This is a genomic window from Kitasatospora sp. NPDC032150 (assembly GCF_055579945.1).
On record NZ_JBVIMH010000001.1, the window covers coordinates 395,252 to 415,405 of the forward strand.

11 protein-coding genes are annotated in these 20,154 nt (G+C 71.8%); 8 read left to right on the top strand and 3 right to left on the bottom strand.

Translation table 11 applies throughout. The features are described from left to right. Positions 1-24: 24 nt before the first annotated feature. The 3 genes from treZ to glgX form a co-directional block, all read right to left on the bottom strand. Positions 25-1,764 (bottom strand): malto-oligosyltrehalose trehalohydrolase, encoded by a 1,740-nt coding sequence (gene treZ / locus ACZ5ON_RS01730; protein ID WP_465583527.1) that lies wholly within the window; start codon positions 1,762-1,764, stop codon positions 25-27. Beyond that, complete coding sequence (treY, locus tag ACZ5ON_RS01735; protein ID WP_465583533.1) at positions 1,761-4,178, bottom strand: malto-oligosyltrehalose synthase; 2,418 nt, start codon at positions 4,176-4,178, stop codon at positions 1,761-1,763. Before treY ends, treZ begins: the two co-directional genes overlap by 4 nt. A gap of 75 nt (positions 4,179-4,253) precedes the next feature. Continuing rightward, entirely contained in the window at positions 4,254-6,374 is a 2,121-nt protein-coding gene (gene glgX, locus ACZ5ON_RS01740; protein ID WP_465583537.1) for a glycogen debranching protein GlgX, read from the bottom strand. Between the two features lie 399 nt (positions 6,375-6,773). Here glgX and ACZ5ON_RS01745 point away from each other — a divergent pair, with 399 nt between their 5' ends. The 8 genes from ACZ5ON_RS01745 (at position 6,774) to efeB (ending at position 20,030) form a co-directional block, all read left to right on the top strand. Then, positions 6,774-8,033, top strand: coding sequence for an SAV2148 family HEPN domain-containing protein (locus ACZ5ON_RS01745; RefSeq protein ID WP_465583540.1), 1,260 nt, complete (start codon positions 6,774-6,776; stop codon positions 8,031-8,033). A 650-nt stretch (positions 8,034-8,683) separates the two neighbouring features. Then, a complete protein-coding gene (locus tag ACZ5ON_RS01750) occupies positions 8,684-8,833 on the top strand; it encodes an FDLD family class I lanthipeptide (protein ID WP_465583543.1) in 150 nt (49 codons plus the stop codon). A 210-nt stretch (positions 8,834-9,043) separates the two neighbouring features. Further along, the gene (locus ACZ5ON_RS01755; protein ID WP_465583546.1) at positions 9,044-10,327 is read left to right on the top strand and encodes a lanthionine synthetase C family protein; all 1,284 of its coding nucleotides are present in this window, start codon (positions 9,044-9,046) and stop codon (positions 10,325-10,327) included. 88 nt (positions 10,328-10,415) lie between these two features. Continuing rightward, positions 10,416-13,628 carry a lantibiotic dehydratase gene (locus ACZ5ON_RS01760; protein WP_465583549.1) on the top strand — a complete coding sequence of 1,071 codons (3,213 nt, stop codon included), beginning with the start codon at positions 10,416-10,418 and terminating at the stop codon, positions 13,626-13,628. Then, positions 13,625-15,463 (top strand): ABC transporter ATP-binding protein, encoded by a 1,839-nt coding sequence (locus ACZ5ON_RS01765; protein ID WP_465583554.1) that lies wholly within the window; start codon positions 13,625-13,627, stop codon positions 15,461-15,463. The genes ACZ5ON_RS01760 and ACZ5ON_RS01765 overlap by 4 nt, the downstream gene beginning before the upstream one ends. Then, positions 15,463-16,416 (top strand): MsnO8 family LLM class oxidoreductase, encoded by a 954-nt coding sequence (locus tag ACZ5ON_RS01770; RefSeq protein WP_465583557.1) that lies wholly within the window; start codon positions 15,463-15,465, stop codon positions 16,414-16,416. Before ACZ5ON_RS01765 ends, ACZ5ON_RS01770 begins: the two co-directional genes overlap by 1 nt. Positions 16,417-16,608: 192 nt before the next feature. After that, a complete protein-coding gene (efeU, locus tag ACZ5ON_RS01775) occupies positions 16,609-18,747 on the top strand; it encodes an iron uptake transporter permease EfeU (RefSeq protein ID WP_465583560.1) in 2,139 nt (712 codons plus the stop codon). Next, a complete protein-coding gene (gene efeB / locus ACZ5ON_RS01780) occupies positions 18,747-20,030 on the top strand; it encodes an iron uptake transporter deferrochelatase/peroxidase subunit (RefSeq protein ID WP_465583565.1) in 1,284 nt (427 codons plus the stop codon). Before efeU ends, efeB begins: the two co-directional genes overlap by 1 nt. Positions 20,031-20,154: the final 124 nt, after the last annotated feature.

Consider the following 20,154-nt stretch of genomic DNA (forward strand, 5'->3'; position numbering starts at 1 on the left):
CCGGGGTCCCGCGCCCGGCGGGAGTCAGCCGACCTCGACCACCGCGACCGAATCCGGGGCGAGGAAGAGCGAGTTCTCCCCGCTGCCCGGCCAGCAGTCACCGAACAGCGCGAGCGTCCCCGCGTAGGGCCGGTCCAGCACCACCTCGCGCGGAGTTCCGCCGCCGAGGTTGACCACCACCCGGTACGGTCCGCGGTGCACCACCAGCCAGCCCTCCTGCTCGTCGTAGGCCACCCGCACGGCCGAGAGGTCGGGGTCGGCCAGCTCGGGACGGGCCCGCCGGAGTCTGATCAGCCGCCGGTACCAGTCCAGCAGCCCGAGGTGCGGCTCCCGGTGCGGTTCGGTCCAGTCCAGGACGGAGGCGAGCACCGTGGCCGGCGCCTGCGGGTCGGGCACCTGGTCCGGAGTCCAGCCGAACTCGGTGAACTCCCGCCGTCGGCCCTCCCGCACGGCCTCGGCGAGGGTCGGGTCGGTGTGGTCGGTGAAGTACTGCCAGGGTGTGGTGGCGCCCCACTCCTCGCCCATGAAGAGCATCGGCGTGAACGGCGAGGTGAGCACCAGTGCCGCACCCGCGGCCAGCCGCCCCGGGGAGAGGGCGGCGGAGATCCGGTCGCCGGCGGCCCGGTTGCCGACCTGGTCGTGGGTCTGCAGGTAGCCCAGCAGCCGGTGCCCGAAGGCCGCCGGGAACGGCCGGCCGTGGCTGCGCCCGCGGAAGGACGACCAGCTGCCGTCGTGGAAGTAGCCGCCGGTCAGGGTCTTGGCCAGGGCGGCCAGCGGCCTGCGCGCGAAGTCCGCGTAGTAGCCCTGGCTCTCGCCGGTCAGGACGACGTGCAGCGCGTGATGGAAGTCGTCGCTCCACTGCGCGGTCAGCCCGAACCCGCCCGACTGGCGCGGATCGGTCACCCGGGGGTCGTTCAGATCGGACTCGGCGACCAGGAACAGCGGCCGTCCGGTGGCTTCGCCGAACTCCGTCACCGCACAGCCGAGTTCCTCCAGGAAGTGCAGCGCCCGCCCGTCCGCCAGGGCGTGCACCGCGTCCAGCCGCAGGCCGTCCACCCGGTAGTCCCGCAGCCAGGCCAGCGCGCTGCCGATCAAGAAGTCCCGCACCTCGTCCGAGCCCGGTGCGTCCAGGTTGACCGCCGCTCCCCACGGGGTGTGGTGCCGGTCGGTGAAGTACGGGCCGAAGGCGGAGAGGTGGTTCCCGGACGGGCCGAGGTGGTTGTGCACCACGTCCAGGATGACGCCGAGGCCCTTGCGGTGGGCCGCGTCCACGAAGCGCTTCAGCCCGTCCGGGCCGCCGTAGGGCTCGTGCACCGCCCAGAGCGCGACCCCGTCGTACCCCCAGCCGCTGCGCCCGGGGAACGGGCAGACGGGCATCAACTCCACGAAGTCCACGCCGAGTTCGACCAGGTGGCCGAGCCGATCGGCCGCCGCGTCGAAAGTACCGGCCGAGGTGAAGGTGCCGACGTGCAACTCGTACACCACGCAGCCGGGCAGCGCCCGCCCGTGCCACGGGGTGTACGACCAGCGGAAGTCCTCGTGCGCCACCGGACGGCTCAACCCGTCGGGCCCGTACGGCTGGCGCCTCGACCGCGGGTCCGGCAGCGGCGGGCCGCCGTCCAGCCGGAAGCCGTAGTCGCCGCTCGGCGCGTCGGCCTGCCACCAGCCGAGCCGCCCCGCGTCCGGCACCATCGGGTGCGCGACGCCGTCCACCTCGACCTCCACCAGGGTGGCCTCGGGGGCCCAGACCCGGTACGTGGTCACCGGCCACCACCCTGCTCAAGGCGCAGCAGCGCGACCGGATACCGCTCGAACAGCGAGGCCACCGGCACCGCACCCCCGGCGATCCGGTGCGAGGTGAGCTCGTCCCTCCAGTGGCCCCCGGGCAGCTCCAGCACCGTGTCGCGCCAGCCTCCCCGCCGTTCCAGCCCGTACGGCAGCCTGGTCACGGCGGTGACCGTCTCGGGCCCGCGGGCGAAGGCCAGCAGATGGGCGGCGGCCGGGCCCTGCGCGGCGAGCGGACGGTACGGCCCGAGCGGATGGTCACGGCGCAGGTGCAGGGCGGTGGTGGTCAGGTGCAGCTTCTCCCTGGCCAGGTCGCCCGGGCGGTCGACAGCGGAGTCGGTGAGCCGGACCGCCACGGCGGAGAGGTCCACCGGGGCCCGGTTGTCCGGGTCCACCAGGGTGTACAGCGGCTCCTCGCTGCCCTGGTACAGGTCGGGCACGCCCGGCATGGTCAGGTGCAGCAGGGCGGCCGCCAGGGTGTTGCTGCGCGCGTAGGGGGAGATCATCTCGACGAAGCCGGCGATCCTCGGGCAGAGGCCGGGATCGGCGAGCACACCGCGTGCGTAGTCGGCCAGCGCCTGCTCGAACCGGGTGTCCGGCGCCGTCCAGGAGGTGTGCAGTTTCGCCTCGCGGGCCGACTTCAGCAGCACGGACACCAGCCGGTCGGCAGAGAGCGGCCAGGCGGCCACCAGGGTCTGCCAGAGCAGCCAGGCGGTGCTGCGGTCCGGGCAGGGGCCGGCCGAGCCGGTCCAGGCCAGGCACTCGTCGGCCCAGTGGCCGGGCAGTTCGGCCAGCACCGCGAGCCGGGCCCGGGCGTCGGCGCTGCGCTTGGTGTCATGGGTGGACAGCACCGTCATGGAGAGCGGCCGGCGCTGCTCCGACTCCCGGCACCAGGCGTGGAACTCGTCCGGCCGCACCCCCGGGTGGGCGGGATCGCCGCCGACCTCGTTCAGGCTCAGCAGTGCGTTCCAGCGGTAGAAGGCGGTGTCCTCCACGCCCTTGGCCGCCACCGCCGAGGCGGTCTGCGCGAACCGGGTGCAGAACTCGTCCTTCGCAGCCCCGCGCCCCAGCCGGCCGAGCACCAGATCGCGGACCAGCGCGGCGGTCGCCGCCGCCCCGGGCAGGTCCGCGAGCGTCGCCGGGCCGTCACCGAGCGCCGCCTCGACCTGCGCCACCGACTCCTCGGGCGCGCTCTCGCCCGGCCGGACGTAGGGCCGGTAGCCGGGGTACGCCGTCAGCAGGTGGCGCAGCGTCTCCCGGACGGTCCACGGCGCGTAGTCGGCGAGCGCGGGCTCGGTGGCGCAGATCCGCTGCACCAGCCGCACCAGGCGGTCCAGTTCGGCGGCCAGTTCGCCGTCGGGAGCGGTGAGTTCGGCCCGCCCGCTGGCGGCGGCGGCCGCCGCCGTACCGGCGCCGGTGTCCCGGCGGTAGGCCGCCCCCAGCCGCTCGGCGCCCGCGTGGTCGGTGAGTACGCCGTCGATCCGGCGCAGCGCGTCGTAGCCGGTGGTGCCCGCGCACGGCCAGTCGGCGGGCAGCTGCTCCCGGCCGGTGAGGATCTTCTCCACCACGGTGTACGCGCCGCCGGTGGCCTCGGCCAGCCGCTCCAGGTAGCCTCGCGGATCGGCCAGGCCGTCGGGGTGGTCGATCCGGAAGCCGTCCAGGACGCCGTCGGCGTGCAGCCGCAGCAGGGTGCGGTGGGTGGCCTCGAAGACCTCGGGCACCTCGACCCGCACCGCGATCAGCTCGTTGACGGTGAAGAACCGCCGGTAGTTCAGCTCGGCGCTGGCCAGTTGCCACCAGGCCAGCCGGTACCACTGGTGCCGCAGCAGCTCGGGCAGCGGCAGGTGGGCGGTGCCGGGGCGCAGCGGGAAGGTGTGCTCGTGGTAGCGCAGCACCTCGCCGTCGGTCTCCAACTCCTCCAGTACCGCGCCGAGTCGGTCGCCGAGCAGCGGCAGTAGCAGCCGGCCGCGGGCGGGAGCGTCGGCCGGCCCCGGCTGGGCCGTCCAGTCGATGTCGAACCAGTGCGCGTACGCCGAGTCGGGGCCGTCCCGCAGTACCTGCCAGAGCGGCTGGTTGAGCTGCTCGGGCACCGGGAGCGCCATGTGGTTGGGCACCACGTCGGCGATCAGGCCCAGACCGTGCCGGTGTGCCTCGGCGGCCAGTGACCGCAGGGCGCGCTCGCCGCCGAGCTGTTCGCTGATCCGGCCGTGGTCGACGGTGTCGTAGCCGTGGGTGGAGCCGGGTACGGCCTCCAGCAGCGGCGACAGGTGCAGATGCGAGACGCCGAGCGCGGCGAGGTAGGCGACCGCGTGCTCGGCGTCGTGCAGGGTGAACCCGGGCTGGAGCTGCAGCCGGTAACTGGCCGTCGGATGGGGTGCGGCGGCGGATGTCATGGGGGGATGCCTACCCGGGCTCGGGGGCCGCTATGGCCGCGTGGTGCGAATGGTCCAACCGGCGTGGCACGCCGGTCAGGCCGGGCGTTGCAGTACCAACAGCGAGTGGTCGGTGAGCCAGATGTTGTCGCCGGCCTTGACCCTGGTGCCGGTGCCCGGCGCGGGCAGTACCGGCAGGGTGGTGTCCACCACGACCTGCCAGGCCTCGCCGTGGTCGGCGGGCACGGTGAACTCCAGCGGTTCGAAGTGAGCGTTGAACAGCAGCAGGAAGGAGTCGTCGACGATCTTCCCGCCGCGCCGGTCCGGTTCGGAGATGGCGTCGCCGTTCAGGAAGACCGTCAGTGACTTGGCGTAGCTGGTGTCCCAGTCCTGTTTGGTCATCTCCTCGCCGCCGGGGGTGAACCAGGCGATGTCGGTGAGGTCGTTGTGGGTGCCGGAGACCGGGCGCCCGTGGAAGAACCGGCGGCGCCGGAAGACCGGGTGGTCGCGGCGGAGCCAGATCATGCCCTGGGTGAACTCCAGCAGTCGCGTCTCGGGGCCGTCGCTCCGCGGCCAGTGCACCCAGGTGAGTTCGTCGTCCTGGCAGTAGGCGTTGTTGTTGCCGCGCTGGGTGCGGCCGAGCTCGTCGCCGTGGGACACCATCGGCACGCCCTGGGAGAGCATCAGGGTGGCGATGAAGTTGCGCTGCTGGCGGGCGCGCAGCTCCAGCACACCGAGGTCGGTGGTCTCACCCTCCACGCCGCAGTTCCAGGAGCGGTTGAAGGATTCGCCGTCCCGGTTCTCCTCGTGGTTGGCCTCGTTGTGCTTCTCGTTGTACGAGACCAGGTCGCGCAGGGTGAAACCGTCGTGGCAGGTGACGAAGTTGATGGAGGCGATCGGCCGGCGGCCGTCGTCCTGGTAGAGGTCGGAGGAGCCGGTCAGCCGGGAGCCGAATTCGGCCAGCGTGGCCGGCTCGCCGCGCCACAGGTCGCGGACGGTGTCCCGGTACATGCCGTTCCACTCCGTCCACAGCGGCGGGAAGTTGCCGACCTGGTAGCCGCCCTCGCCGAGGTCCCAGGGCTCGGCGATCAGCTTGACCTGGGAGACCACCGGGTCCTGCTGGACGACCTCGAAGAACGAGGAGAGCCGGTCCACCTCGTGGAACTGCCGGGCCAGGGTGGCCGCGAGGTCGAAGCGGAAGCCGTCGACGTGCATCTCGGTGACCCAGTAGCGCAGCGAGTCCATGATCATCTGGAGTACGTGCGGGCTGCGCATCAGCAGGCTGTTGCCGGTGCCGGTGGTGTCCTCGTAGAACCGGCGGTCCTTGGCGGCCAGGCGGTAGTAGGAGGCGTTGTCCAGGCCGCGGAAGGAGAGGGTGGGGCCCAGGTGGTTGCCCTCGGCGGTGTGGTTGTAGACGACGTCCAGGATGATCTCGATCCCGGCCGCGTGCAGCGACTTGACCATCGACTTGAACTCCTGCACCTGCTGGCCCCGGTCGCCGCCGGAGGAGTAGGAGGAGTGCGGGGCGAAGTAGCCGATGGTGTTGTAGCCCCAGTAGTTGGACAGGCCCAGGTCGCGCAGCCGGTGGTCCCGGGTGAACTGGTGCACCGGCAGCAGCTCGATCGCGGTGATGCCCAGCTTCGCCAGGTGCTCGATCACCGCCGGGTGGGCCAGGCCCGCGTAGGTGCCCCTGATCTCCTCGGGGATGCCCGGATGGAGTCTGGTGAGGCCCTTCACGTGGGCCTCGTAGAGCACCGTGCGGTGGTAGTCGGTACGCGGCGGGTGGTCGGTGCCCCAGTCGAAGTACGGATTGATCACCACCGAGTGCATGGTGTGCGGGGCCGAGTCCAGGTCGTTGCGGCGCTCGGGGGCGCCGAAGTGGTAGCCGTAGACGGACTCGTCCCAGTCGATGTGACCGCTCATCGCTTTGGCGTACGGGTCCAGCAGCAGCTTGGCGCTGTTGTGCCGCTGGCCCAGGCCCGGGTTGTGCGGGCCGTGCACGCGGAAGCCGTACCGCTGTCCGGGCTGAACGCCCGGGAGGTAGGCGTGGCGGACGAAGGCGTCCGTCTCGCGCAGCTCGACGGCCGTCTCGGAACCGTCCTCGTCGAGCAGGCAGAGCTCGATCCGGTCGGCGCTCTCGGAGAACACCGCGAAGTTGGTCCCGGCGCCGTCGTATGTGGCGCCCAGCGGGTACGGCTGCCCTGGCCAGACCTGCATATGCCTCAACTCACCTTTGGATGACGGCAATTGGTGCTCGAACGGGCCTTGCACCGCGGAATGCTCCACCATGCGCGGCCCGGCTGCACCGTGATGTACGGCACATGGGGCATCCTCTCCAATGGCCGCCCGCGGGCCGTGCTCATTCGTTCGTTGTTCGCCCGAACGGGTGTCCGTGAGCTGGTTGCAGCGTGCTCGCACTGCGTCACGGTCCGTTCCCGAAGGGGTCGTTGTCCGGTCAACGGGCTGCGTCGCGCGTCGCGCGCGCAGTACCCTTGATCGTCCGGCACGCTCCGGACCCCATGCGGAAACAGGCCTCGCCGGGACCGCCAGGGTTGAGACTGTGTCAGCGGATGGTCCGTCACTCCAGGTGATCGGGACCGAGAGGTGAGGTAGCGCATGGTGGTCCCCGCAGACGGCCGGGGCGGCCCCGAGGGCCCCGGGCGGAGCGAGGCGCCGACGGTGGTCATGCACACGTCCTCGCCCGGCCGGATCGCCATCCCCGCCCAGTCGGGGTCGCCCGAGGGCCCGGTCCTCGCCTGGTCCGCCGACCAGTGGGAGCAGGCCCATCAGCGGGTCCGGCTGACCGGACGCGCGTACGTCTGGCTCAACCTGGTCGAGCAGCGGCTGCGCGCCCTGGTCGGCGAGGTGCTGCGCCCGGTCTACGCTCCCGCCCACGGCGAGGACTGGGTGACGGCCGCCGCGGGACCCAGCGGCGAGGAGTGGGTCTACCGGGCCGGCGCCGTCCGCGAGGTCAGCCGCCGCAAGGGCTATCTGCTCGACCCGGCCGACGACGACCCGCTGGTCTTCCTCACCCTGCCCCAGCTGCGCGAGCTGATGGTGCAGCACTGGCCCTGCTTCGAGCCGTACGTGCTGGACCGCCGCGAGGTCGAGCTGGCGCTGGACGAGCTGGAGGTCGCCCGGCACGTCGTCTCGCGCAACCGCAGCCTCTCGCAGACCGTGCTGGCCCAGACCGAACGGGCGGCCGCCCGGCTGCTCGCGCTGCTCGACGGCGGCGCCGGCGGGGTGCCGGCCGACGTGGTCGAGCAGCTGATCGCCGGACGCTACGCGGACGTGGTCGCGGTGCACGCCGACCGGGTCAGGCTCCAGCGCGACCTGCCGGTGGAGGACCTGCTGGACGGCGCCCGGCGGCTGGACGCGATCGGCATCGGGCTCGGCATGCTCTGCCAGAACTACACCGGCAAGCGGCTGGTCCGGCTCGCCTCCGAGGGCTGCCGGGTACGGCTGCTCTTCCTTAATCCGGCGAGTAGCGCGGTGCGCCGACGTGAGCGCGAACTCGGGCTCGGGCGAGGCGAGTTGGCCCGATCGATCGAGATGAACATCATGCATGTGCGCCGGGTGCGGGCCCGTCTGCGCGACCAGGGCGGCTTCGAGATCCGGGTGTTCGACGAGACCCCGCGGTTCACCGCCTACCTGGTGGAGGGGCCCCGCTCGGTGGCCTCGGCGGGCGGCCGGCGGCGCTCCGAGGGGCTCGGCGTGGTCCAGCCCTACCTGCGGCGCTCCCGGGGCATCGAGTCCCCGGCCCTGGTGCTGCGCGCCGGCGCCGGACAGCTGCCCGGCGGTCAGGAGGCCGGGCTGCTGGAGATCTACCGCGAGGAGTTCGAGGGCGTCTGGACGGACTCGCGAGCCGTCTCCTGAGGGCGGTATCCCGGGGTGCTGTCGGCTTCGCCGGCGATCCGTTGCGGAGGTGCGGGGCTGTTCGCGCGGTTCCCAGCACCCCGGTAGGGCCTCCCCGGCCGCTCCGGGGAGGGGGCTTCTCGGCGCCCTCGGCCGCCCCGGGGCCGCCGCCCGCGGTGTGCGCCCGGCTCCGTGCCGGCATCGGCCCTCCTCCTTGTGGTTCCGGCTCGTCCATAACGCGGCCGTACCCGTCCATGGAGTTTTCCGAGGTCTTCGGCGGCACGGGACGAACGTCCACCACATCTCCGGCCGGCGGCTCGCGATGTGTCGGCAAGCAGTTTATTTGGAAATGATCGCCGTAAACTGGCCGAAATATTCAAGACGCCGCGAAAGTGCTGAAGGTGGACATCTCTCGTCGTCAGTTCGAATCGATGCAATGTTGAAACCGGCCATGTTGGTGGCTGCACCGGTCGTGTCAACACCGATCTGACCCGCATCTTCCCAGCCGCTGTGAGCTGGGTCACATTGGCTGTGACTGAAATTGATCGCTTTAATCGGCCGCCGCGTTCGAGTGGCGTGCTAGAAATTCCTCCAGAGCCGCTCCCACGCGCTGAATTCGTTGGAGCCCGGCCGGGGGAGCGGGAACATATGAATTCAAAGTGGAGGTAAAAATGGAGCAGGACTTCGATCTCGATGTCCGCGTGGCTGTTGCCCCGCAGAACGCCACGCCGCAGGGTTTCGCGAGCATCGGCAGCACCTGCTGGTCCTGCGGCGACTCCTGCGGCTGCCCGTTCACGATCGGTTACCCCACGATCTGCTGATCGCCCGCCGGCACTCGCCCTGAGGCAGGAGGTTCCCGGCGCTGTCCAGCGCCGGGAACCTTGGGGAAGTCGGGAGCTTTCCGGGGGACTGTCGGCAACCGGGCTCGGCGAGTCGTTCGGTGAATTCTGCCACGTTTTGATGTGAATCTGGGGGAGTCCGCGGTGGCGGTGCTGGAATTCGATGTGAGGACCGCTGAGGTGGCCCGGGCTGTGGCGGATCGGCTGGCGATGTTCGCCGGTGCGGCGGTGGGGCCGCTGGAGAAGTCAGCGGGGCACGGGTCCGTGCCGGACGGGTCGAGCCTGGCTGATGGCTACCCGGGGATCGCACTGTCGCTGCTGCATGCCGGAAAGGCGCTGGACGAGCCCAGACTGCTCGACGCGGCCCAGGCCCTGCTCCGCCGTTCCGCGCAGGCCACCGCCGAGAGACCGCTGTCCGAGGCCGGCCTTTACAGCGGCACCGCGGGCTTCGCCAGCGTCGTGCTCGACTTCTCGGCGCACGACCGCCGTTACCTGCCGTCCCTGCATCGGATCGCCGCCCGGCTCGGCGAACAGATCGCGGCCCAGTCGCTACCGGAACCCGGGGAGGGGCTGCCGGTCTCCGCCTTCGACGTCATCTCGGGTGCGGCCGGCCAGTTGGCCACGGCGGTCCGGCTCTGCGCGGCCCTGGAGTCCTCGCCTGGAGACCCGATCCGCACCGCGGCCGAGCGGCTGACGGAGTACCTCCTGCGGGTGACCGAGCCGGACAGCCGGCAGCGGTTCGGCTGGTTCACGTCACCGGACTACTACTCGGCCTATCCGGGGTACGAGGAGCAGGCCCCGCACGGGATGTACAACCTGGGCTTCGCACACGGCATGCCGGGCATCGTCTCGGCACTGTGCGTCGCGGCCGACGCCGGGATCGGCGGCTCCGGCCCGGCCGAACACCTCGCACGGACCACGGCCTGGCTGGTCGAGAACCGGCTCACGGACGACGTGCCCGGCGCCGCCTGGCCCAACCTCCTCCAGGCCCAGGAGGGGACCGGGCTGCCCGTCGCCCCGCTCGGCCGGCGGTCCGCGCGCGCCGCCTGGTGCTACGGCGCTCCGGGTATCGGCATCGCCCTGTTGAACGCGGCCAAGGTGCTCGGCGACACCGCACTCGAAGCGACCGCGGTCGGGGCCCTGCAGCGGGTGGTGGACTGGGCGCCGACCGAGCGGTACATCTTCTCGCCCAATCTCTGCCACGGCCACTCCGGACTGCTGGCGGTCTATCAGCGGGCCCATGCGGTCACGGGATCGGCGTCCTTCCGGGCCATGGCCGAGGACTCGCTCCGGGCCGTCCTGTCGACGGCGGACGAGGCCCGCCCGTACGTGGTGGCGGACGAGCCGACGCGCGGCGAGCTGGTCGACGACCCGGGATTCCTCAACGGTGCGGCCGGCGTACTGCTCGCGCTCTGCGGGGCGCTCGCACCGCAGGCGGCGAGATGGGACGAGATCTTCTTCCTCACCCCGGCCTGACCGGGGCCGAAGACTGCGACGGCGCAGACACGGCTCCCGAACCGCCCACCTCGTAACAGTGTTGCCCAAGCACAGCTAAGGAATGAGCGTGACCCGTCGGAACGCCGAGACCAGCGACCGGAAGTCCGGGCGAAGCCGCACCTACGCCGCACGGGGCTTCTTCCTGCTCCGCGCACCGGCCCTGCCGACCCGGGGGCTGACGAACCTGCTGGCCGCCGGGACGGCGCCGGCAGGCGCGGACCAGGCGGGGTGGGAGGCCCGCTACCTGCAAGGTCTGCTGGACCTGTGGGCGAGGCCCGGGGTCCGCTCGGCGATCTCGCTGGCGGCGCCGGACCTGGCCCGGGCCGTGGGGGGTGTCGATACGCTCTCGGCCCGGGACCGGCGACGGGTGATGATGAGCCTGGGCCGGTACCTGAACCGGATGAGCATGCGGGCAACCCCGCTGAGCACGGTGGCGGGTGTCGCGGTGGGCACGTTCTCCGGACCGGACTTCGCCGCTCCGCCTGCCCGGCTCGGCGTTCCCGCAATCAGCACGGCCGTGGCCAGGCCGGACATGGGCTGGGTGCTGCACCTGTTCAAGGCGGTCACCGACTCGCCGCAGATCCGGACCGAACTGGAGCTTCGGACCAACGACCTGATCCACCGTGGCCGAGGCCGGGCCTGGCTGTCCACGGCGGACGCGTACGGCGAGGGGTCGCGACGCTCGGCCTCCGTCCGCTGGTCCCCGGCCGTCCGGCTCGTCCTGGAGTCGGCCCGGACACCGAAGACCTTCGGAGAGCTGCAGGACGAGCTGAGGCTGCGGTATCCGACGGTCCCGCTGGAGAAGGTCACCGCACTTCTCGACCAGCTGGTCGAGTTGGCCTTCCTGATCACCGCGCACCGGCCGGCCCTGCTGGAGGGGGCGGAACAGCCGCCGCTGACGGCCCGGTTGGCGACCGCCCACGACAGCGACGTGACAGCCGCGCTGACGTCCGTCGAGGCGGCGGTGGCCGAGTTCAACGCCGTCGGTGACGTGACAGCCCTGGAGGCTCTCCAGGAGCAGATCGCCCCGCTGGCGCGGCGGGTGAGCGAGGACTACACCGGACCGCTGTTGCGGGTCGACGCCCAGTTGAACGTTTCTGCCCCGCCCGTCCTGCCGGCGGAGGTCCAGACGCTGGCGGAGGACGCCGCCGAGGTCCTGGCCGCCGTGGGCGACGTCTACCAGTACCCCTGGCAGCTGCGCGACTACGCGACGGCGTTCACCGAGACCTACGGCGCACACGCCGAGGTACCGGTCCTGGAGGTGCTCTCCGAGGAGACCGGGCTGGGCGCGCCGAACGGTTATCAGAATCCGCCGCGTTCCTTCGAGCTGCAGCCGATGACCACGCGCGACCGGAGCAGGGAGGACCGGGCCGCGGTCCTGCACCGGCTCGCCGCCGACGCTCTCAGCCGCGGCGGTCTGGAGGTGGTCCTGGACGAGCGGTGGATCGCCGAGCTGAGGCAGTTCGCCGACGACCGGCCGCTGAGGCCCGCGATCGACGTACACCTGCAGATGGTGCCGCCGACGGCGCCGGGGTCCGGCTGGCGCGGGGTGGTCACGGCGGTGGCGCACGGCGGCCGTACGTTCGCCCGGTTCCACGACCTGCTCGGCGCGGAGGGGCGCCGGGGCCTGGAGGAGCTGGCCGAGGCGGAGGCGGCGCTGCTGCCCGGGGTCGCGGTGGTGGAGCTGACGTACCTGCCGGAGAAGGCCCGAGCCACGAACGTCTCGGTCCGCCCGGCGGTACGAGCGCTGGAGCTGCCGCTCAACGTGGCACCGGGGCGGCCCGCGCATGAGGTGATCGCGCTAGAGGACGTGGTCGTCGGCGTGCGCGAGGGCCGGCTGTACCTGCACAGCCCGGTCCTCGGGTGCGATCTGCACGTCACCCAACACACCATGCTCAACCCACTGATGGCACCGAACGTCGGCCGCTTCCTGCTCGACGTCTCCTCGGCGGCCTTCCACGGCGTCTCGTCGTTCGAGTGGGGCAGCCTGGCCGGCAGCATGCCGTTCCTGCCTCGGGTCGTCTGGCGCGACCTGGTGCTGAAGCGCGCGCGCTGGCTGCTGCGAGCCTCCGAGCTGCCGGCCGGCTGCACCGGCTCGTTGACGGCCTTCAGCGCGGCCGTCGCGGCCTGGCGCGAGCAGTGGAACGTGCCGCGCCTCGCCTTCCTGACACAAGGCGACAACACGATTCTGCTCGACCTGGAGAGCGCCCCCTCGCTGGAAGAACTGCGGCTGGCCGCGGCCCGGGACACGGCGGCCTTCCTACTGCAGATCGACGAGGCGTTGCCGGGCCCGGAGGAGGGCTTCCTGCGGGATGCGGCCGATGCCCCCTTCGTCGCGGAGGTCGTGGTCCCCGTGGTGCGCGGGCAGCAGGCGCAGGCGCCCCGGGCAGCGGCCGTCGCGCGCAGGCGGATCACCGAAGCCGAGCGGTTGCGACCGGTCGGTGGGCCGTGGGTCTACGCCAAACTGTATGTGGAGCAAGACGCGCAGGACGCCCTCCTGCTCGAGGAAGTGACGGCGCTGACGCGCTCGCTGGCCGACCGCCGCCTCGCGGGCCACTCCTTCTACCTCCGGTACGGCGATCCCGCTCCGCACCTGCGGTTGCGCTTCCGGGCCGCGGATCCGGCCCGGGCCGCCGAACTGCTGGGGGAGGTCGGGCAGTGGGCCCACGGCCTGGCCGTCGAGGGCCGGATCACGGACGTCACCTTCGAGACGTACCGCCGCGAGATCGAGCGTTACGGCGGCCCCGACCTGATCGACGCGGCCGAGGAGCTGTTCTGCCGGGACAGCGCGGCGACCCTGGCCCTGCTGCGGCACCTCGCCGCGCCGCCGCAGGCGGGCGAGACCGCGTTGGACCGGACCGCACTCACCGCGCTCAGCCTCGAAACCGTCGGCCGGGTCCTGGTACCCGATTTCGCCGAGCGGCACGCCCTGGTGCGGTCGATGGCCGGTTCCCAGGCCGGTGGCGTGGAGTACCGGGCCGTCGCGCGTCGCCTCTGGCAGGGCTACACCGCCCCCGGCGGTGAGGCGGCGGCGCTCGGGCAGGTGCGGGCCGCCTGGCAGTCCGGGGGAGCCGGGTACACCGCCCAGGTGGCCAAGCTCGCCGAGGCCGGCGAACTCTGGTCGGACCGGAAATCCATCCTGCGCAGCCTGTTCCACATGCACTGCAACCGGATGGGCCTGCGGCGCGAGCGGGAGGACGCCGCCTACGGCATGTGGCGGCGGCTACTCGACCGGGTCGCCACGGCCGATGGTGCGCCGGCGGCGGGGCGGACCCGGTGAACCCGCGCCTCTGGCACCGGCGGCTGGCGCAAGCGCCGCGACCGGGGCTGGTCCTGCTGAGCCGGTCCTGGCGCGGCGACCGCGCCGGGACCGCGCAGCTGGCTCTGATATCGCTGGTCATCGGCGTCCTGCCGGCCGGTCAGGTCAAACTCACGGCAGCGCTCGCGACGGCGCTGCTGAGCGCGGCAGGCGGCTCCGACCCGCAGGTCCGCGGCATCCTGGTCTGCCTGTCCCTGTTGTCCCTGCTCGGCCTCGGTTCGCAGGTGCTGTCCCTGTTGCAGAGCCGGGCCGTGCAGCGCTGTCAGAGCTGGCTCTCGGCCCACATGTCCGACGAGATCATCAGCCGCGCGACCCTCTTCACCCTCTCCGAGGTGGAGGACCCGAGCGTGCAGGACTCGCTGCAACGAGCCGTCCGGGAAGTGGCGTTCCGACCGGGGATGATGCTCGCCCAGTTGGTGCAGGCGGCCACCCAGGTGGTCACCTTCGGCTCGGTCGGCGCGATCCTGTGGACCCTGGACTTCCGGGTCGCGCTGCTGGCCATGCTCGCCCCGTTCCCCACCGTGCTCGCACAGATCCTGCAGGGCCGCCGTACCCATGCGTTGGAGCACAGCAGGTCCGAGGAGCGGCGCCGGCTCAACTACTGGCAGCACCTGGCCTCCCAACCGAACTCGATGAAGGAGGTGCTGGCCTTCCGGCTCGCCCCGGTGGTCCACGCCAACCACCGGCGACTGCTGGCCGGGATCGTCGGTGCGGACCTGCGGCTGGCGAACCGGAACTTCCGCCTGGCCATCCCGATGGTGATCGCGACCGCGGTGCTGACGGTCTCCGCGCAGGCCACGGCGGTCCTGATCGGCAGCGACGCCCGGCACGTGGCCGGACTGCTGGCGGTGATCCAGGCGATCGGCATGCTGCAGGGCAGCATGCAGCAGCTCTTCGGTGCGGTGTCCGGAATGTATGTGAACCAGCTCTACCTGCGCAACGTGAACGAGTTCCTCGCCCTCGGGCACACGCCGCCCCCTCAGGGCGAGGTGACGTTCCCTCAGGACCTCGTCGCCGGAGTCGAGTTCCGCGGGGTGTCGTTCAGCTACCCCGGCAGCGAGCGGCGCGCCCTGGAGAACGTCTCGTTCACGCTGGAGCCGGGCCAGGTGACGGCGATCGTCGGCCTCAACGGCGCGGGGAAGTCCACCCTGGGCAAGCTCCTCGGCCGCCTCTACGAGCCGACCGAGGGCTCGATCCTCGTCGACGGCGTCCCGCTCACCGACTTCCGGCTGGACAGCCTGCGCGACCGCGTCTCCTACGTGTTCCAGAACTACGTCGAGTACCAGCTCTCGGTGGGCGAGAACATCTCGCTCGGCCTGGTGCACGAGACCGATCAGGGAGAGGGGCGAGTCGAGGCCGCGGCTCGCGAGGTGGGGATGCACGAGCACATCGCCTCCCTCCCGCAGGGCTACCAGACACAGGCGGGGAAGGTGTTCACGGGCGGCGTGGAGTTCTCCGGCGGCCAGTGGCAGCGACTGGCCATCGCGCGGGGCATGGCACGTTCGGCGAGCGTCAGGGTCATGGACGAGCCGACCGCCGCGCTCGACACCATCACCGAGGCCGAGCTGCTCGACACCCTGACCACAGCCTCGGCCGGCCGGGTCTCGCTGCTGATCGCCCACCGCTTCTCGTCCGTGCTGCGCGCGGACCGGGTGCTGGTCTTCGACCGCGGCCGGCTGGTCGAGGACGGCGATCACCAGGAACTGATGAGCCTCGGCGGCCTGTACGCGCAGATGTACGAAGCGCAGACCGCCGGGTACCAATCCGCGGCGGGAGCCGGGACGGGAGCCCGATGATGAAACTCACCGCATTCGACCAGGTGCCGGTCTTCGGCGCGACCGGCCCGGCCGGCGCCGCCCGGGAGTCGGTCCGACTCGCCGTGGCGGCCGAGCGCCTGGGGTACGACCGCTTCTGGATCGCCGAGCACCACGGCGCGACAAGCGGCTGCGGTTCGCCCGAGGTGCTGGTCACCGCTGCCGCCGCCGCGACCAGCACCATCCGGGTGGGCGCCGCCTCGGTACTGCTGCCCCACTACGCGCCGTTGAAGGTGGCGACCACGTTCAACCTCCTGGAACGGCTCCACCCCGGCCGGATCGACCTCGGCATCGGCCGCGGTCCCGGCGCGGACGATGTGATCACCCGGCTGCTGGCGCGGGAGGGCGAGGCGCCCTACCAGGAGAAGCTCAAGCACCTCCTGGCACACGTCACCGCCGGCACGGACCTACTGCCCGAGTCCACTCCGCCGCAACTGTGGCTGACCGGCGCCGGTGGCGGCGGGGCGCGGCTCGCCGCCCACTACGGGCTGCCGTTCTGCCTCGCGCAGTTCGCCCATGGCATCCCGCGGCCGGAGATCGTCGAGCTGTACCGCGAGAGCTTCCGCCCGGGCCCGCTCGGGGTGACCCCGCGCGTCAGCATCGCCGTCCGGGTGGCCTGCGCGGACGACCCCCAGGACGTCCGGCTGCTGCGCTCCGTCCTCGCCTGGGCCGCCGCCCCGTCGGACCGCCAGACTCTCCCGTCCTGGGAGGAACTCCGTGCCCTCGGGCCCACCGCACCCCCACCGAGCCCGGACAGCATGTCGCTGCTGACCGGCGTTCCCGCGGAGGTCGCCGATCGGCTCGGAGCCCTGATCGCCGCATACGCTCCCGACGAACTCGCGATCAACACCGTCTGCCCCGACTTCGACCTCCGGGTGCGGACCTTCGAGCTGGTCCGCACCATGGTCCCGGCTGCCCAGGACCCGAGGCACTGAGGGGACTGCCTGGCTGACGCTGCACCGGGAGCCGAGCCCGTCTCAGGTTTTGCCATTCTCCCAGAATCGCTTGACCCGCCCATTACTAAGGCACGCCTAAGCTAAGTCCGCGCCCTGGACAGTTCCTGTCCGGGGCGTCGCTTCTGAGTACAGGCACTGCCGGGGCCGGTCCCGGGGAGGAGAGTCCTCGACATGTGGGACGACGCGTTTCCCAGTTTCCTCATCGGCCTACGCGAGGGGCTGGAGGCCGGGCTGATCGTTTCCATCCTGGTCGCCACCCTGGTGCGCTCCGGCCAGAAGGCCCGGCTGCCGCAGGTCTGGACCGGGGTCGCGGCCGCCGTGGCGCTGGCCCTCAGCTTCGGCTCGGTGCTCACCTTCACCGCCGCCAAGCTCTCCGGTCCGGCCCAGGAGGCCTTCGGCGGCACGCTCAGCCTGATAGCGGTCTGCTTCGTCACCGCGATGGTCTTCTGGATGCGCAAGTCCGCGCGCAACCTGTCCTCGGAGATCCGCGAGAAGGTCACCGCCGCGCTCGCCATGGGTGCCGGCACGCTGATCCTCACCAGCTTCCTGGCCGTCGGCCGGGAGGGTCTGGAGACCTCCCTCTTCCTGTGGAGCACCATCCAGACCGCCAACGAGTCCACCGGGCCGGTGGTCGGCGCGGCGATCGGCCTGGTGCTGGCCACCGGGCTCTGCTGGGCGCTGTACCGCCGGGTGCTGAGGATCAACCTCACCAGGTTCTTCACCTGGACCGGTGCGGTGCTGATCGTCATCGCGGCCGGCGTGCTCAGCTACGGCCTGCGCGACCTGCAGGAGTCCGGCGTGCTGGGCGGCGGCACCGCGTACGCCTTCGACGTCAGCAAGCACGTCGACGCCTCGTCCTGGTACGCCACGCTGGTGCAGGGCGTGCTCAACCTGACCGTCACCATGACGGTCGTTCAGGTGCTGGCCTACGTGGCGTACCTGTCGATCGTGATGACGCTCTTCGTCCAGGGCGTCCGGATGACCGCTGAGGCCAAGCCCGCTGAGGCCAAGCCCGCCGAGGCCGAGGCGGACACCGCTGAGACCGAGTCGGCTGAGACCGAGTCGGCTGAGACCGAGGCTGCCGAGGCCGGGACCCCCGTGGCTTCGGAGCCGGCTCCAAGCGCCCCGAAGGGCGCTCCCGCCCAGGGTGGCCGTCCGCGCTGGCTGGCCCCGGTCGCCCTGGTCGCCGTCCCCGCCGTGGTGGCGGGCGCCGTGATCGCGGTCAGCGACGGCAAGCCGGCCAGCAGCTCCACCGTCTCGGTCTCCGAGGAGGACTGCGGCAAGGGGTTCGCCGCACCGCAGCCCGGCCGGCAGGTCTTCCAGATGCACAACACCGGCGGCAAGGCCTCCGAGGTCTACCTGATCAACCCGGGCAGCGGCGCCGTCTACGGCGAGATCGAGGGACTGGCCCCCGGCACCACCCGCGCGCTGATCGCCACCATAGGCTCCGGCGACTACGCCTGGCGCTGTGTCCCGACCGGCGGAAAGTCCGTCACCTCCGCGAGCGTGCACGTCACCGGCGGCACCGAGGTCAAGGCCGTCGTCCCGGTCGCCGAGGGCGATCTCGACGCCCCGCTCGCCGCGTACAAGGAGTACGTCACCAAGAACCTGGCCACCCTGCTGACCCAGAGTCAGCAGCTGCAGTCGGACATCCACGCGGGCAACCTGGACGCCGCCCGGACCGACTGGGTCACCGCGCACACCCAGTACGCCTCACTCGGCGCCGCCTACGGCACCTTCGCCGACTTCGACGGCAAGATCGACGGCCGTCCGGACGGCCTGGCCGACAAGGCGCAGGACAAGGACTTCGCCGGCTTCCTCCGCCTGGAGTACGGCCTGTGGCACAACCAGAGCGCCGCCGACCTCACCCCCGTGGTCGACCGGCTGGTGAGTGACGTGGACGGACTCGGCAAGGCCTTCCCCACCCAGAAGTTCGACCCCACCGACCTCCCGCTGCGCACCCACGAGATCCTCGAGAACACCCTCCAGTTCGAGCTCACCGGGGACACCGACCAGGGCAGCGGCACCAACCTGGCGACCGCTCAGGCCAATGTCGCGGGCACCAGGGAACTGCTGACGGTCCTTCAGCCGCTGCTCCAGTCGCGCGCACCCGAGCTGCTGACCAGGATCGACGCTGGCATGATCCAGCTCAACGGCCTGCTCGGCGCCGCTCACCGTCCGGACGGCAGCTGGACCCCCGTGGCGCAGCTCGCGCCCACGGCCCGCCGCCAGCTGAACGGAGCCACCGGTCAGCTGCTCGAAGACCTCGCCAACGTCCCCACCCTGCTCGAAATCCGGAAGGCCGCCTGATGACCGACCAGCCCGCTGTCACCGGTTCCTGCCCCTTCCGCTTCGGCGGGTCCGACCGCCGCAGCTTCGTCAAGGCCGCACTCGGCGCGGGCGCCGGTGCCGCCGCCGTCGCCGGGGGTGCGCTCACCCTCGGCGCCACCCCGGCCACCGCCGACAGCCCGAACCGGCCCAAGACCAGGACCGTCCCCTTCCAGGGTGAGCACCAGGCCGGCATCGCCACGCCGGCCCCCGGCCACGCGATCTTCGTCTCCTGCGACGTCGTCGCCAAGGACCGCGAGGCGCTGGAGGACCTGTTCCACACCCTGACCGACCGGATCCGCTTCCTCACCGGGGGCGGCACCCCGAAGGACCTCGGCGTCGGCGCACCGCCCTCCGACAGCGGCATCCTCGGCCCGGTGCTGCCGGCCGACAACCTGACCGTCACGGTCGGCGTCGGCGCCTCGCTCTTCGACGACCGCTTCGGGCTGGCCAAGGCGAAGCCGGTCAAGCTCGCGCCGATGAAGACCTTCCCGAACGACAACCTGAACGACGCCGAGCTGCACGGCGACCTCTCGCTGCAGATCTGCGCGGAGAGCCAGGACACCGTGCTGCACGCCCTGCGCGACATCGCCCGGCACACCCGCGGCGCGATGCAGATCAAGTGGCGGATCGACGGTTTCCAGAGCTCCAGCCGCCCCGACGGTGCCCAGCGCAACCTGCTCGGCTTCAAGGACGGCATCGCCAACCCGGACACCACCTCCTCCCGGGCGATGGACAAGCTGGTGTGGGTCACCGAGGGCATGGGCGAGCCCGCCTGGGCGGTCGGCGGCAGCTACCAGGTCATCAGGATCATCCGGATGCTGGTCGAGTTCTGGGACCGGGTCTCGCTCGCCGAGCAGGAGAAGATGTTCGGCCGCCGCAAGGACACCGGCGCTCCGCTGGACGGCGCCAAGGAGACCGACGCGCCGGACTACGCCAAGGACCCGGACGGCAACGCCATCCCGCTGACCGCGCACATCCGGCTCGCCAACCCGCGCACCGACAAGACCGACGACTCGCGGATCCTGCGCCGCGGCTTCAACTACGACCGCGGCATCGACAGCGTCGGCGACCTCGACATGGGTCTGGCCTTCTGCTGCTACCAGCAGGACGTGGTCCGGCAGTTCGAGGCCACCCAGACCCGGCTCATCGACGAGCCGCTGGTCGACTACATCTCGCCCACCGGCGGTGGCTACTTCTTCGCGCTGCCCGGCGTCAGGGACAACGCCGACTGGCTCGGACGCGGACTCTTCGCCGCCGTCTGACCCGGCGCCCGGCCGGTCCCGGGGGGGGGGGGGGGGGGGGGAGGTGGGGGGGGAGGGGGGGGGGGGGGGGGGGGGGGGTGGTGGGGGGGATGCTCAGCCGGTTGGTGGTGGGTCCACCCGCGCC